Source organism: Lactobacillus xylocopicola (assembly GCF_033096005.1).
Taxonomy (GTDB): domain Bacteria; phylum Bacillota; class Bacilli; order Lactobacillales; family Lactobacillaceae; genus Lactobacillus; species Lactobacillus xylocopicola.
The window spans coordinates 1,502,715-1,517,402 of the sequence record NZ_AP026803.1 but is presented as its reverse complement, the minus strand read 5'-3'; the positions used below and the strand labels follow the sequence as shown (position 1 = coordinate 1,517,402).

The 14,688-nt window shown below is 39.1% G+C and carries 13 protein-coding genes; 9 read left to right on the top strand and 4 right to left on the bottom strand.

Annotated elements, in window-relative coordinates:
• Positions 1 to 23 precede the first annotated feature (23 nt).
• Positions 24 to 797 carry a tyrosine-protein phosphatase gene (locus R8389_RS07315; RefSeq protein ID WP_317637372.1) on the top strand — a complete coding sequence of 258 codons (774 nt, stop codon included), beginning with the start codon at positions 24 to 26 and terminating at the stop codon, positions 795 to 797.
• A 62-nt stretch (positions 798 to 859) separates the two neighbouring features.
• Here the strand turns inward: R8389_RS07315 and R8389_RS07310 are convergent, their stop codons facing one another.
• From R8389_RS07310 to R8389_RS07300, 3 genes are read right to left on the bottom strand one after another with little or no spacing between them, the layout of a single operon-like run.
• Positions 860 to 1,144 (bottom strand): hypothetical protein, encoded by a 285-nt coding sequence (locus tag R8389_RS07310; protein ID WP_317637371.1) that lies wholly within the window; start codon positions 1,142 to 1,144, stop codon positions 860 to 862.
• A gap of 38 nt (positions 1,145 to 1,182) precedes the next feature.
• Positions 1,183 to 2,256 carry a P1 family peptidase gene (locus tag R8389_RS07305; protein WP_317637370.1) on the bottom strand — a complete coding sequence of 358 codons (1,074 nt, stop codon included), beginning with the start codon at positions 2,254 to 2,256 and terminating at the stop codon, positions 1,183 to 1,185.
• Between the two features lie 28 nt (positions 2,257 to 2,284).
• A complete protein-coding gene (locus tag R8389_RS07300; protein ID WP_317637369.1) occupies positions 2,285 to 3,235 on the bottom strand; it encodes a class A sortase in 951 nt (316 codons plus the stop codon).
• Positions 3,236 to 3,480: 245 nt separating this feature from the next.
• Between R8389_RS07300 and R8389_RS07295 the strand changes: the two genes are divergently transcribed.
• From R8389_RS07295 to R8389_RS07260, 8 genes are all read left to right on the top strand, one after another.
• Positions 3,481 to 4,350: a BglG family transcription antiterminator gene (locus R8389_RS07295; RefSeq protein ID WP_317637368.1), complete on the top strand. Its 870-nt coding sequence runs from the start codon at positions 3,481 to 3,483 to the stop codon at positions 4,348 to 4,350.
• Positions 4,351 to 4,453: 103 nt separating this feature from the next.
• Positions 4,454 to 5,899, top strand: coding sequence for a 6-phospho-beta-glucosidase (locus tag R8389_RS07290; RefSeq protein WP_317637367.1), 1,446 nt, complete (start codon positions 4,454 to 4,456; stop codon positions 5,897 to 5,899).
• A gap of 1 nt (position 5,900) precedes the next feature.
• Positions 5,901 to 6,725 carry a histidine phosphatase family protein gene (locus R8389_RS07285; RefSeq protein WP_317637366.1) on the top strand — a complete coding sequence of 275 codons (825 nt, stop codon included), beginning with the start codon at positions 5,901 to 5,903 and terminating at the stop codon, positions 6,723 to 6,725.
• A 302-nt stretch (positions 6,726 to 7,027) separates the two neighbouring features.
• Positions 7,028 to 7,444, top strand: coding sequence for an STM3941 family protein (locus tag R8389_RS07280; protein ID WP_317637365.1), 417 nt, complete (start codon positions 7,028 to 7,030; stop codon positions 7,442 to 7,444).
• 680 nt (positions 7,445 to 8,124) lie between these two features.
• On the top strand, positions 8,125 to 9,093 hold the full coding sequence (locus R8389_RS07275; RefSeq protein ID WP_317637364.1) for a YcaO-like family protein: 969 nt from the start codon (positions 8,125 to 8,127) through the stop codon (positions 9,091 to 9,093).
• A gap of 23 nt (positions 9,094 to 9,116) precedes the next feature.
• Positions 9,117 to 9,401 (top strand): hypothetical protein, encoded by a 285-nt coding sequence (locus R8389_RS07270; RefSeq protein WP_317637363.1) that lies wholly within the window; start codon positions 9,117 to 9,119, stop codon positions 9,399 to 9,401.
• Positions 9,402 to 9,953: 552 nt separating this feature from the next.
• Positions 9,954 to 11,552: an ATP-binding cassette domain-containing protein gene (locus tag R8389_RS07265; protein WP_317637362.1), complete on the top strand. Its 1,599-nt coding sequence runs from the start codon at positions 9,954 to 9,956 to the stop codon at positions 11,550 to 11,552.
• The gene (locus R8389_RS07260; protein ID WP_317637361.1) at positions 11,542 to 13,125 is read left to right on the top strand and encodes an ATP-binding cassette domain-containing protein; all 1,584 of its coding nucleotides are present in this window, start codon (positions 11,542 to 11,544) and stop codon (positions 13,123 to 13,125) included. The genes R8389_RS07265 and R8389_RS07260 overlap by 11 nt, the downstream gene beginning before the upstream one ends.
• A 309-nt stretch (positions 13,126 to 13,434) precedes the next feature.
• Here R8389_RS07260 and R8389_RS07255 read toward each other — a convergent pair whose 3' ends face one another.
• Positions 13,435 to 14,673, bottom strand: coding sequence for an MFS transporter (locus tag R8389_RS07255; RefSeq protein ID WP_425604633.1), 1,239 nt, complete (start codon positions 14,671 to 14,673; stop codon positions 13,435 to 13,437).
• Positions 14,674 to 14,688 lie beyond the last annotated feature (15 nt).

The window sequence follows — 14,688 nt, the reverse complement described above, 5'->3', positions numbered from 1 at the left end:
TAAAAGTATGAGAGGTGAGTAAGATGGCACATGATCGCATTGTTAAGATGGACGGTCCGCTAAACTTTAGGGATGTTGGCGGCTACCAGAATGAAGCTGGTCAGGCAGTTAAGTGGAATAAGATTTACCGGTCGGATTCACTCAGTAGACTAACGTCAACTGACCAGGATAAGCTAGTGGAGCTTCGGGTTACAGTTGATTGTGACTTGCGCTCGCAATATGAAAAACACTCTGCGCCTGATATGCTCTGGCCTGATGCTCGCCTCGTTGATGTGCCAGTCTACTCCGAAAAAGCGGATGATAGTCAAAACGACCACCGGATATACCGTTTGCTCCACCATATTCCAGACTTAAGCGGTAACTTTATTGGGCGCATCTACCAACAGACCCTGCTTAACTCCCATAGTCGAAAGATGTTCGCGGAGATTTTTACCGAATTGCTGAATTTGCCGCAAGATCAGGCCTTAGTCTATCACTGCAGCGCCGGTAAAGACCGGACGGGGATGGTTTCGGCCTTAATCTTGATGGCCCTGGGCGTGGATGATGATACGATTGCTAGGGACTATTTGCTAACTAATAAGCTCTATGACTTTGCAGCCTCCCGCCAGTTGCCGAGCAATGATGAAATTTCCCGAATGATTGCGCAGATGAACCTTACTAGAGGTGAGGGGGACGCTATTCTCGGTATTACGGAGACCATCCGTGGCGGTTGGGGCGACTTTGCCAGTTTCTTTACCAAGGCCCTGGGCTTTAGCACGGAAGATTTAGCTAAATTGCGCCAGCTGTATTTGGAATAATTAAAGCGTAATAATTAAAAAAGAAAGACTGCAGTTGCAGTCTTTCTTTCGCTATGCTGAAGTTAATCAGTTAGCAACTTCTGTTTGACATATTGTTGGTAAAGATAATTTTCCCGGTTGACAATATCTAACGTTTGAATGGTGTCAATTTCAAGTTGAGGCTCGGAGCTCTCCTCCGTCCATCGATGGTCTTTGCCATACTCTTTTTGGTCAATAGTTATTTGATCAGAATCAACAGCAATGATTTTGCCGTTTTCGATGTAGTCATCTTCTGAGGCTTCAATCGTAACATAAAAGTTGTGGTCACGGCAGTATTCTAGAATTGTATAAATGTTGTCCTTAGGCACAGTATCATACACCTTTTGTAAATTTAGCGGTTTAGTGTTTAAAGACCTAGCTGCTGGCGTAAAGTTAGGGCGTCAAAATCATTGCCCAGACTGCTTAAGGCCGCTGATAAACCTAAGATGGGCTTACCATCACGGTCTGGTGTGGTCTGACCGTGCGTCAAGGAACTCAAAATGGCTTCGTTGACAATATCGACGGTGATGCGGAAGTAACGGTCAATCTGGTCATCGGTAATAGCCTGAATTGTAGTTAGCTCGTGTTCAGGGAAGTGGCTGACCCGGTTGGCAGTTGAGAAGGCGAGGGTAATTTCACCACTACCATTTCCGCTAAAGGAGCCAGAGCGGGTAATACCGATGCTGGAGCGCTTGGCCAGCCGTTTTAACTGCCGTGAGTTAAAGGGAATATCGGTGGCAATGATGGTAATAATGCTACCTTTTTCCTTACTTGCTTGGATTTGCTGAAGCTTTTTGCCGATTGGCCGGCCGTAGATGTTCAAGTCTTGGCTCAAACCGAAATTGGACATGACCAAGGCGCCCATGGTGAAAGTCTGTCCATCGATTATGACTTGGCGTGAAGCTGAACCGATTCCGCCCTTAAGCTGGTAGCAGCGCATGCCGGTGCCACCGCCCACACCTCCTTCGGCAAATTTGGTGCTAGCATTAACAAAAGCCGCGTCGACGTCTGCTTCGGTTACACCTAGGTCACGGAGATGGTTGATACTACTGTCATTGCATTCCATGATCAGTGGATTAACACTACCCGTTGAAAGGCCAATTTCGGGGTTTTCAGCTAGCATTCTTTTGACTAAAGCCATTGAAGCGGTGCCGACACTCAGAGTGTTGGTTAATACCAGCGGAGTTTCAATCGTCCCCAATTCCTCGACTTGGACCAGACCGGTGCTTTTGCCGAAGCCGTTGATGACGTGGGCTGCAGCCGGCATTTTTTCACGAAAGATGTTGTCCTGACAGGGCTTAATCACGGTTACACCGGTTCTCAGGCGGTCGGTAACGATGGTTTTGTGGCCGACCGTGATACCAGCAACGTCGGTGATTAGGTTGTTTGGTCCGGTTGGTGCATCGCTAAGTGCGAATAATAGTGGTTTGTGCAGTCCCATTTTTCTACCTCTTTTTTAAAAATTAAGCTTAATGTGATGATGATTTGCCTCGCGGTCGCCAAATGCGCACGATCCGCCAGCAAAGCAGTAGCAGGAAAATAACGGTGAAGCCCATAATTAACTTGCTAATCAGGTTCGTATTTTGGAAAAACTGGGGTCGGGCGGCAGACCGCACGCGGCCAGCTTTTTTTGTAGGCAAGGTGACTTGCGGCTGTTTGCTAGTTGTTTGGGGGTGGGCAGTTAACTCCAGAGCCTGCAGCTTTTTCTTTGTAGCTTTGAGCTGGCTAATCAGGTCGCCCTGAACGACCGTCCGGTGTTCGCCGTAGCCGTATTTAGAAGTATTAAAGTCAGAGCAGGTAATTAAGGTTATCATGCTCTTTTCTTTGACATTATTTTCAACCTCGACTTGATTAGGTTTGATGGCAAAAGAAATCCGGTTGATCTGGTAAGCATAGATGTGATGCAGATCAGTTACGTAGATTCGGTCGCCACGTTTAGCCAGGTGCAGATTATCTAAGACTGCAGGACCATAAGCGCCCATATAGTGGCCAGCCAAAACGTAGTTGTTGGCCCCGCCCATTACCCGGTCGGGCAGACAAGTAACAACGCCATAGGCCAAATTTTGGTTTTGGTCGCCATAACCAGCAAAAAGGGGGTTGTGAATGTTGACCGCAGGAATTGCCAGGCGGCCAATGGCATAGGCTTTTTGCCGTTTGGCTTGCAAAATTTTACTAGTACTGATGGAGGCCGTTTTACTGGTGTCATAGCTAGTTTTACGTCGTTTGTTGGCATCTACCTGGTTAACCGTTAAGCCGCTACTAGCCTGTTCGGTATTTTGCTGCAAGAGGTAAGATGTGCCAAAGCTCGATCCCAAAAAGATCAGGGTAACACCTAGGTAAAAGAGGGTAGCCCAAAGGAGCACGCGAGTAGTCGCGCGCAGTTTATTTTTAAGTGGATGTGGTGCTTTGACTGTGATCATTTATACTAGCGTCCTTATTAAAACACTGATTTCACATTAACCAGCTAGTAGTTAGCTGCTCTTCCAATAATTAAGCGAAGTAAAACACTGACTAAAAATCAATAATAAGTATTGAAATCGCTTAAATAATAATTTATAATTCTAGGTGTAAATGAGTGTGTTACTGATTCGATCAGGCATTAACCTATGGACAAGGCTTTTCTTGTAGTCCATAGGTTTTTTTATTGAAAGAGGGAGTATTGTGGATGAAATTTATTAAGAATTTTAACAATAATGCTGCTCTGGTGTCGGATGAATCTGGGATTGAATGGGTCGTGATTGGTAATGGGATTGGCTTTGGTAAGAAGCCGAATGATCCCATTGATGAAGCCAAAATCACCCGCCGCTTTGTTGCTGTTAAGAAGAATATCAAGATGATTGACAGCGTTAGTAACATTGACGAACGAACGTTATCGTTGGCAACTGACGTCATTGAACTAGCTTCAAATAAGTTGCAAGTTAAGTTTTCTGATTATCAATACCTGGTTCTTGCAGATCATATTGACTTCATGCTCAAAAGAGCGGATGAAGGTCTTGATTTAGGTCAAGCCACGGTCAGATGGGAAATGAATAAGTTATTTCCTAAAGAGTATTCTACCGCAAAAGCGGCGTTGAAGGTGATTGAAAAAAAGACAAGTTTAGCTTTTTCTAATTCTGAAGAAATTTATTTAACTTATCACTTCATTAATGCGGCTTCAAACCAGACTAAAATTCAAGACACGATCAAAATAACCAAGTTAATTCAAGGGGTTATCAACATTATTGAATATCAGTATGGTCTGCAACTTGATACTGAGTCCTTTAATTTCAACCGCTTCATGACTCACTTGAGGTCGTTCATGGTACGCCACCTCTACGATACTGGTGCAGATTCTGCTGGTAGTGAGCTTGATGAGTCCTTACTTGAATTAATGCGGGTGAAGTATCAGAAAGCATACAAGACGGCCTTAAAGATCGGCGCTTATTTATCTAAACAGGCTGGTTGGGACTTACAACCTGATGATGAGGTTTATCTAACGCTCCATATCTGGCGGGTAACGCACAGGCAGCGGGATGATAAAGTTCAAAAGAAATAGTCCCATTTAAGTAAACAATTGTTACAAATATTAAGGTAATGGTTGACGACAGGGGAACTGGCGGACGACTACTTAGCTTAGAATAAAGAGAGGAAGTCAATTGATGACTACGAACAATTTTCCTAAAGGTTTTTTATGGGGTGGCGCTACAGCGGCCAACCAACTTGAAGGTGCTTACCAAGCAGGCGGCAAGGGCTTATCCTTACCAGATGTATTACCTGGGGGCAAAGACCGGATGGCTATCATTAATGAACCGGATTTCGACTTTACCATCGATCCGCAGCGGGTTTACCCTAACCACGTTGGTATTGACCACTACCACCACTTTAAAGAAGACATCAAGCTATTTGGTGAGATGGGCTTTAAGTGTTATCGTTTCTCAATTGCTTGGTCACGGATCTTCCCGCAGGGTGATGAAGAAACACCTAACGAAGCGGGTCTTAAGTTCTACGATGCCGTAATTGATGAGTGCTTGAAGTATCAGATTGAACCGGTAATTACTATCTCGCACTACGAATTGCCAGTCCACTTGATTAAGGAGTATGGCGGCTGGAAGAACAAAAAATTAATTGCCTGCTATGAACGGTTTGCCAGAACTGTTTTGGACCAGTACCATGCCAAGGTTAAGTACTGGATGACCTTCAACGAAATTAATAGTGCAGCTCATTTTCCGATTATGAGTCAGGGCTTGACGGTAAGCAATGGAGCAAAGGACAAAAAGAATATTTATCAAGCTTGGCATAATCAATTTGTTGCCAGCTCGAAGGCAGTCAAAATTGGCCACGAGTTAGATCCTAAGTTGCAGATTGGCTGCATGATTCTGTATGCCACTACCTACAGTTTTGATGCTAATCCTAAGAATCAATTGGCCACGCTGCAGGATAACCAGGCTAACAACTTCTTCTGTGCTGACGTGCAGGTTCGCGGTCATTATCCAGCATATACTAAGAGCTTACTTGCGCGCAATGGGGTCAAGCTCAGCGATTTAGACTATACTGCTGACGAGCTGGACTTACTGGCCCAGTATCCGGTTGACTACATTGGCTTTAGTTACTACATGTCTTCTGTCGTTGATGTTACTAATGAAGACCAAGATCGCGTTGCTGGTAACTTGATGGGCGGAGTTAAGAACCCATTCTTAGAGTCGAGTGATTGGGGTTGGCAGATTGACCCTACTGGTCTGCGAATTGCTCTAAATGAGCTGTATGATCGTTATGAAAAGCCCCTGTTTATTGTTGAAAATGGCTTGGGCGCCCTCGATCAACCGGATGAGAACAACTTTGTGGCTGATGACTACCGGATTGACTACCTGCGCCAACACATTGAAGCAATTTCGGCTGCAATTGATGATGGTACTGAGGTCATGGGCTATACTCCATGGGGCTGTATTGACTTAGTCAGTGCCTCAACGGGAGAAATGTCTAAGCGCTACGGGTTCATTTATGTTGATGAAGACGATGCGGGGCACGGAACATTTAACCGGTATAAGAAAAAGTCATTTGCCTGGTATAAACAGGTTATCGCTTCTAATGGAGAGGAGATTGGATAAAATGAAACATAAATTAACGAAAGTATTGGTATTATTAGCGAGTATTTTAAACATCTTTTTTATTACTACTAGTACAGTCCAAGCTAAAAGTAAGAGCACTAAGCCCGTTACAATCTATCTAACCCGGCATGGGGAAACAACTGCTAATGTGATGCACTTGGCCCAAGGCTGGAGCGACTTTACGTTGACGGATAACGGGGTAAAGGGTGCAGAATACTTAGGTAAAGGTCTAAAAGGCGTAAAATTCAAGGCGGCCTATTCAGGTGACTTATCGAGACAAGAAAAAACCGCCCAAGGAGCATTAAAGGCCTCTGGCAACAAGAAAATCAAGGTTAAAATAGACCAGCGCTTGCGTGAATGTAACTACGGCAGCTATGAGGGCCGGTCAGATATTGGTAAGAATGTACCGGAAATTGCCGAATACTACGGTTATGAGAGTAGCGAAGACTTCCAAGCGAAGACGGGTAAACTCTTCCAAAATAAGATGCAGGATGGCTACTATGAGCTTGACCAACAAGACAAACTGAAGAGTGGCTTGCCAATCCAGTACCGGGCAGAAAGTTCACAGACCGTTCAGAAAAGAATGACCGATTGCCTAACCATGATCGCCAAAAAGCAACAACGCAAAGGCGGCAACGTCTTGGTAGTTAGTTCAGGAATGGCAATTAATATGTTTTTGTCAACGCAAAATTATCCTTCCTATCAGGGGACGGGCTTAGCTAATGATTCGGTAACTAAGTTAGTTTATCAGAATGGGAAGTTTAAGTTAGCCGGAAAAATTGGTGATTTAAAGTACTTTGATGCTGGCAAAAACGCAAGTAACTAAGTTGCTTTAACAGTGCAGTAGTTGCAATTTACTAAGGTCGAATGCCGATGTTCAGAACGTCGGGATGCGGCCTTTTAGTCTGTCTGCTACTAGTTCAACTCGCAAAATAGTGTTTATAAGGTAAAAAAAGTGATGTTGATTTTTGCTATATAGTATATAATGATGAAATAATATCATGATTGGATTAGAAAAATGCAAAAAGAATTGCTAGTTTATCAAGATAAAGCAAAACAGCTTAAGTCACTCTGGGCGGGGTTCTTAATGATTGTCGTCTCCCTGGCGATTTTGGGCTTAGGCCTTTGGTGTCCCAACCGTTGATTGTGGTTGGTGGAGTAATTTGGTTGATTATGTTCTGTTTTGGTGAAATTTTTGTCATTAGGCAAATGCTTAAGGGTAAAAAGACAGTAGTAAAACTTACCCAAGTTGGTTTTTATGATTATAGTAGTGCTATTGCAACTAAAAATCTGCTTATTCCGTGGAGTGCTGTTGCTAAAGTTGAAAACAAAAAGGGGATATTAGGTGACCGGTATGTTTCGGTTTATTTAAAGGAGCCTGAGGAATTTTTGCTGCAAATACCATTAATATCCCGCATAATAATAAAAATCAACGTCAAGTTGGGGCTGGGCCAATTTAATTTGGTTTTGCAAACGGCTCAAGATTACTCTAATGACCAATTAGTTGAACAAATGAATTCCTTGCTTGCTGCTGCTAACGGTTAAGTATAAACAGAATATTTCCATAATAAAAGCCCGATTCCAATGAAATGAGCCCAGAAAGTCATATAATTTTCTGGGTTATTCAGCTACTTATTTTAGCTAAGCCCCGCTTAACCAACTATTTCACTTGCGTGATTATCAAAAATTGAAATTTCTTCAGGAAGACTTACAGTTACTCTTACGTAAAAAATTCAAGCCGTGGCATAAGCCAACTATATACAAGTACTTATGCTAAATTATTAGTAAGACTGATTTTGAACAGAAATACCTGATTGTAATTAATCGTATAAAGCTATCTTTACCCAACATTAGGGAAATTAGGACTAGTTTTGGTCGACTTAAGAGCAATTCCTCTGCTACTAAATTGTTCCTAGCCATATTCGGTTTTACGCTACCCAGCAATATTCTGATATTGTTAATCTATATTGGATACAATGTTTAACTAATTCGTGCAGAAAAATTTTGTCAAGTAAAAGCACTCTTGTAATATAAATCGAATTAATGCTAGCTGGCAAGTAGCAGTTCTGCTTAGCTTAACTATAAATTAAAATAAATTTAAATAGAGTATTGACTTTAATTTTATTTTTAACTATAATAATAATTTAAGGAATATTTATTATTAAAGAACGGTAGATGTTTGATAAATGGGAACTGCAACAAAATGAAATTTTAAAGTTAAAAATTTGTCAGGTAGATATTCTGGTTTACTAACCAATAATATATATTATTCTCAGGGATCTAATATAGCTTCGAAATTAAATATTTGTAGCGCATTATTACCCAACTTTGAAAAATATGTTATTTCTCCTAATGCTGAAATAAATTATCATTTGGCAGGATATGGATATAGTTTTAGTGATGGGCTTACACGTTTAGGTGGAGAAAGCGTGGAACGTGCAGCTGGTGTTTTAGCCCAAAAGTATTTAGCAAATAGGATATTTGAAAGCAATTATATGAAAGTACGTGAAAATGCAGTAGACAAAAAGTATTTAATGCCATATACAGTAAATCAGTTGAAAGCAATAAATAAGCTAAGAAGTGATTTTAGATCTAGCGCTTTTGATGTAAATGAAAAGCTACTTTGGATTCGTACACAATCACTATATTCTACTCAAAAGGAAGTTGTGGTTCCAGCAAACGACTTTCTTTTCGGAATGCCTGGTGAAAATATGCATATGCTATCTGTTTCTACTGGTACCGCAGCTCATGTAACGTGGAGGGAAGCATTAACCAACAGTATTATTGAATACATACAGATTGATAGTTTTACTTCAACATGGTATTCAGTTAAAAAAGTAGATGGAATACATTTAAATGAACTATACAATAAAGAATTGAAAGATAAGATTGTTAATTTAATGGGAAACGTTTTTACGAAATATGACGTATTAATTTTGAATTACTCGAAATTTGCTGCGGTTCCCATATATGTCTTTGGAGTATTTATAATTTCTAAATCAGGTCACAACATTCCTGCAATTAGTTTTGGATTACAGGGTGGACTAGAAGTAAATGATACGATTTATAGAGCTTTTTGTGAAGCTTTTGCAAATAGGGAAATGAGTGAAAGTAACTATATTAGTTTCTCAAAATTTGAGGACGTGGATTTAAAAAAAATGGTTGATTTTGATAAAAATGTTGCCTTTTTTTAAATCCAAGTAATTACGAGGAAAATATGGAAGTTTTATTTTCTAAAATAGATTTTTGTGATCCTTTAAAATTTTTGGAAAGAAAAAAGTACATATCTTCATTTGTAGAATTATTAAGTTATCTGAAGCAAGTTGCACCCGAAGCCAGTTTTTTAGATATTACGCCTCCATTTGTAAATAATTATAGAGTGGCAAGAGTTTTTATTCCCGAGCTTCTTGCAATGACATTCCCTTCTTTTCCACAATTAAATCATCCAAGACTAAAAAATGAAAGTTTAGATTATGAATGCTATATTCATCCTATGCCTTGACCTGTTTCTTTTATCAATATCAAGTTTTATGTCAGGCTATATATCATATATTAAAAAAATGATTTTTATGTGATTTATAACTGCTATCTTTTATTTTGGCTAATAATTATTTTTATACAATTATTTTCGTGTAATTATATTAAACTTCATAATATAACAAGTGGTATTTATATGCGTGCCATCATAATTATAATGATGGTGGTCATAGCGATAGTTGTTACGAATGCGCATAATAGCTATGAAATAGGACTTTTAGTTGCTGCCGTTTTAGAAGAAATCATATATAGAGAAATTGGAATAAGTTACTTACCTATCATTTTAAATAATGTTCTTATGTCAATAATTATAATTACTATTATATTTTTGTTGAATCACAGCTTTATTATTTTAAGTTCCAAAAATAAACTCTTTAGTTTTTCTATACTTTTCATATTAAATATTATTTTGATTATCACAAGGTTTAATATAGGATTTATTCCGTGTGTATTTTTACATTTATTTTATGATGCTGTTGTCATTAAACAAAATAAGTTTTACTAGAAAGGATTCATAATGACGTTATCGGGATTAATTAAAGTCAATAATAAGCGTGCCTTCTGGGTGATTTTTCTTTATTTAATGTTTGCTATTACTGGAACGATTGATTTATATATTTATCAATATGCTATCAACAACTTAGGCAGTGGAAATTTGAGCGGCTTTATTTATTGGCAGATAATTGAGTTAATTCCAACTATTTGTGGTTTATTTATTCTACCAACAGCATCATATTTATTTAATAAACAAATTCAAGAATATGTGGACGAATTGAGAACAAGAATGGTTAAGTACTTATATGCAACTAACCATTTGACCACTTCTGAAATGCAAAACCACTTACAAAACAATCTCGATTTACTGACTAATGATTATGCGCTGCCTTGGATTAGTATATTAAGCAATCTTTTTATTATTTTGCTATCACTGGGAGCTCTTCTTAGTCTTAACTGGATTTTTGTCATACTAACGGCTTTCTTTATTGTACTTGATTTGTATTTACCCAAGGTTATGGCAGAAAAGACTGCAAAAGCAAGTATGCAAGTATCTAAACAAAATGGTATGTTTTTGACTGTAATTGGAGAGTGGATTGCTGGTTTAAATGAATTGCGACGATATAATTCTTGGACGGTACTTAATAAGGAATTGAGTAGATATGCTGATAAATTAGAGGAGTCGAAGGTTAACCAGACTAAAGTTAAGATGTATTCAAACACAGTAAACGGTTTTGGTAATACATTTGGACAGATGTCAATTGCATTTTTGGCCGGTATACTGTTTCTTACAGGGTATATAAAAATTGGTGCAGTACTTGCATCTACTTCTTTTGCTTTTAGTATTTTTTCTGCTGTTTCAACAATCACCTCTGCTAAGGTCAAAATCAATTCAACACAAAGTATTAATAGACAAACTAAACAATTGAGCAAGAAAGTGTATAGCAAGCATACTTCAAATATTCCAATTAGCCGAATTGAAATACATGATCTTGTATTAAAGTATAAACTAGGAAAGAAAATTGAATACCCAGATTTTGTAATTAATAAGGGTGAAAAAATTTTATTAACTGGTGATAGTGGAACAGGTAAGTCTACTTTGTTTAAAGCGATTTTGGGTGAAATTAAACCGTACCAAGGGGAAATAGTTTTTAAAACGGAGACAGGTGTCGTTTTTTTACCAAATTTAAGTGAAATTGGATATTTAGCACAAGATTCACAGTTGTTTCCAGGAACAATTGCTGAAAACATCACCATGTTTAAAGATCAACTTTTAGAGAAAGTGCCAGATGTCCTCAAAAAAATGCAATTAGAAGCAGATATAGCAGGGTTTCCGTTAGGAATTAATACCATAGTTGATTTGAATCAGGGTAATCTTTCCGGAGGACAACTGCAAAAAATAATTTTAGCCAGAGAAGAAATCTTTGCAAATGATATTGTCTTAATAGATGAAGCAACGAGTGCTATTGATAGTAATTCTACAGAGAAAATTATGTATGAGCTTACTACTTCCAGCAAAACGATTGTAGTTATTGCTCATAATTTAAACGCAAAAGTTTCTGCACTATTTGATAAAAGAATTAGTCTAGTAGACAACAAAGAGGAAAAAGATGAATTTTAAAACATTTTATCGGACGAGTCCTTTACGTATTTGGTTAATCGTCATTTCTAGTATATTACAACCTTTTATCCTAATCACTACCTCCTACCTCAATATGTTGCAAATTAGTGCTCTACGTAATCATAACCAAAAAGCCTGGTTGACAATTATAATAGTTTCACTACTAGCGTATTTATCCTCTTACTTTTGCGATATGTCAGCAAGCTACTTACTTGCTACACACATGCGAGAGTTTAACCAACAATTAAGAGAAAAAGTTCTTAGACATCTATATGATGAAAAAAGAAACTATCAGGTGACAGAGGTTGAGAATCAACTGACTAACGATTTGAATATGGTCAATGATCAGTACTTTAATTTACTACCAACTATATGTGTTTTTCTTGGATATATTATTTTTTCAGTAATTGCGTTATTAACTATTAATTGGACCCTACTACTGATCACTTTATTGACAGTCTTGATTTCAATGTTGTTACCCAAGTTAATTGATAAACCAATCCAAAGAGCAATGGAAAACGTATCAATAAAAAATAGACAATATTTGGATTTAGTTGAAAAATGGCTTGGTGGGATAGCTGAACTGCAGCGCTATGCTGCAGGTGATCATTTAATGAGTGTAATGCATCTAGGCGCAAAAAGATTGGAAGAAGCTAAACTAAGGCAAAACGCTAAACAGCAAATCTTATCAATTATTACTGGTAGCATTTCTCAAGTAATGATTTTTGCTTTGTTTGTGTGGACAGGAGTATTGATTAAAAAGGATATTGTACCTTTTGGTGCTATTGCTGTTATCGGTAATTTTAGTCATTATATGTCTACGGGCATTGAGTATCTACCCTATTATCTGGGCTTAATTAAAGGTACCAGTGTATTAAGAGAACAGATTACCAGGGCAACTTTACCTATGAAAAATCACAGTGAATCTGAATCTTCGGAAGTGCCTTTCTCTTTTAAAACAAAAAACTTAACAATAAAATTTCAAAATGGAGAAACTTTAAAATTTCCTGATATTGAGATCGATTATGGTGAAAAGATTTTGCTTACTGGTGATAGTGGGGCAGGTAAATCAACGTTATTCAAACTGATTTTAAACTTTCTTGAACCCAGTTCTGGACAAATTGAATTTAAGAATCAAAATGGCGAGATTATTAATCCTGATCTTACAAAGATTGGCTATATTGCGCAGAATTCCATCCTATTTCCAAGTACGGTCAAAAGAAATATTACAATGTTTAACGATAATCTTAATAATCTAGCCGAAATAGCGGGTAAAGAAATGGACCTCCAAGCTGATAATACGGCTTTTGTTCAAGGTCTTAATACTAAAATCAATTTGCAAAAACTGAATATTTCTGGTGGGCAAAGGCAAAAAATTATTTTGGCGCGTGCACAAGTTCATCACAGTAATATTTTGCTGATTGATGAGGGAACCAGTGCCATTGACCAGACAGCAACACTAAAAATTTTACATCAGTTACTACAAAGACCTAACACAATTATTTTTATTGCACACAACTTTAATCAGCGCATGAACAACTTGTTCGATCGAGAAATTCATCTGAATAAATAGTAATGTAATTCTAAAAATTAGGACATTTTAATAAATATCAGCCGAGGACCAACTCCCGATATTCATAAGGAGTTAGTCCTTTTATTTTGGTATTGTAGTTGATAATTGCTTTTTCTAGTGCGATTAAATTCTCGAAGGTCTTGTTCAAAATAGTAAAACATTTCCTGCTAAGATGCCAAAGAAATTCTCCATTAGTTCGTCATCCAGAGAATTGCCCTTGGAACTGATTAATGCGTGGTCTGAATCAGGTTCGCCCTTTCATTAGTGGTTCCGGGATGTGATAAATTTATAACTATAGATAGGTTAACTTTATTTACTTGCCGTTTTGCGCAAGCTGAATAGGATAATAAGCATAAAGTTAAGTAGTAGAGTTAAGCCGGTTGTCCAGAAGACGGTGGCGTAATTGAAGAGTCCTGAAATGGTTGATCCCATGAGGGAGCCAAAGACCGAACCGATGGCTTGGAAGGACTGGTTATAACTAAAGATCCGGCCAAAACTTTCAGGCGGCGTATTAAGAGTCAGCACAGTTTGTGCGGCTGGCAACATGCCAGCACTAGCAATTCCCAACAAAAAGCGTAAGGCAGCCAGTACCCAAGGGGAGCTGGTCAAGGCCATGGGGATAAAGAGAATAGCTCCGGCCACCAGGCCCACGCGCAAAATTTTTAGTGGACCAATTTCATCCATCTTGTGGCCGATTTTAGATGCGGCAAGCAGGGTCCCTAAGCCGGGAGTGGCAGCTACTACGCCAGCGACAAAGGCAATGTTGTTGCTATTAGGCATCATTGACTTGACATAGAGCGAGACGATGGGATCAATTGACATGTTGGCCGCTTGCACTAGCAGCGTGGTTACAAACATGGCGATAATCAGCTTGACGTTGGGCAAGGTGTGCATAATTTCCTTCATTGGTTTCATTTCCGCACGTGAAACGGGGGTGAATTCTTCTTTGACCAAGAAGGTACTACCGAGAAAGACCAGTAACATCAAAAAGCCCGTAATAAAGAACGGAATCCGGTAACCCCAGACTGCCCCCAACCAATTGCCAAAGAAACTCGATAGGAGGCCCCCCAATAGCGGCCCCACTAAGTTGCCGGCAGTTCCGGCCGTCATCATTTGACTCATGACCCAGCCACTCCTTTGGTGGGGAGTTTCACCGGCAATCAGGGCGGTGGCATTGTTGATATAGCCAGAAAAGGCACCCTGAATGAACCGCAGCACGATAATATAAATTGCGTTGGGGGCAAAACCGGTGGCTGTAATCGTTAGGGCCATTACGCCAGACGCGCGCATACACATCAGTTTACGTCCCTTACGGTCGGCGAGGTTGCCCCAGTAGGGTGAAACTATTGCCTGGGCAATAAAGGTCACGGCGAATGCCAGCCCGGAATACAGACTGATTTGCAATTTACTATAATGACCTAGGTCGGCAATGAATAAAGAAATAAATGGCATTGTCATCGAGTAGCCCATGCCGGTAATAAAGCAGCCTAGCCATAAAGTATAAAAAGCCTTGTGCCAACCTGCTGGTAGTTTAGCGGAACTTTTCAAAATATCTTCATCTTC

Coding starts and splice junctions, on each gene's coding strand:
- R8389_RS07315 (WP_317637372.1), top strand. CDS start 24: ATGGCACATGATCGCATTGTTAAGATGGACGGTCCGCTAAACTTTAGG.
- R8389_RS07305 (WP_317637370.1), bottom strand. CDS start 2,256: ATGGGACTGCACAAACCACTATTATTCGCACTTAGCGATGCACCAACC.
- R8389_RS07300 (WP_317637369.1), bottom strand. CDS start 3,235: ATGATCACAGTCAAAGCACCACATCCACTTAAAAATAAACTGCGCGCG.
- R8389_RS07295 (WP_317637368.1), top strand. CDS start 3,481: ATGAAATTTATTAAGAATTTTAACAATAATGCTGCTCTGGTGTCGGAT.
- R8389_RS07290 (WP_317637367.1), top strand. CDS start 4,454: ATGACTACGAACAATTTTCCTAAAGGTTTTTTATGGGGTGGCGCTACA.
- R8389_RS07285 (WP_317637366.1), top strand. CDS start 5,901: ATGAAACATAAATTAACGAAAGTATTGGTATTATTAGCGAGTATTTTA.
- R8389_RS07270 (WP_317637363.1), top strand. CDS start 9,117: ATGGAAGTTTTATTTTCTAAAATAGATTTTTGTGATCCTTTAAAATTT.
- R8389_RS07265 (WP_317637362.1), top strand. CDS start 9,954: ATGACGTTATCGGGATTAATTAAAGTCAATAATAAGCGTGCCTTCTGG.
- R8389_RS07260 (WP_317637361.1), top strand. CDS start 11,542: ATGAATTTTAAAACATTTTATCGGACGAGTCCTTTACGTATTTGGTTA.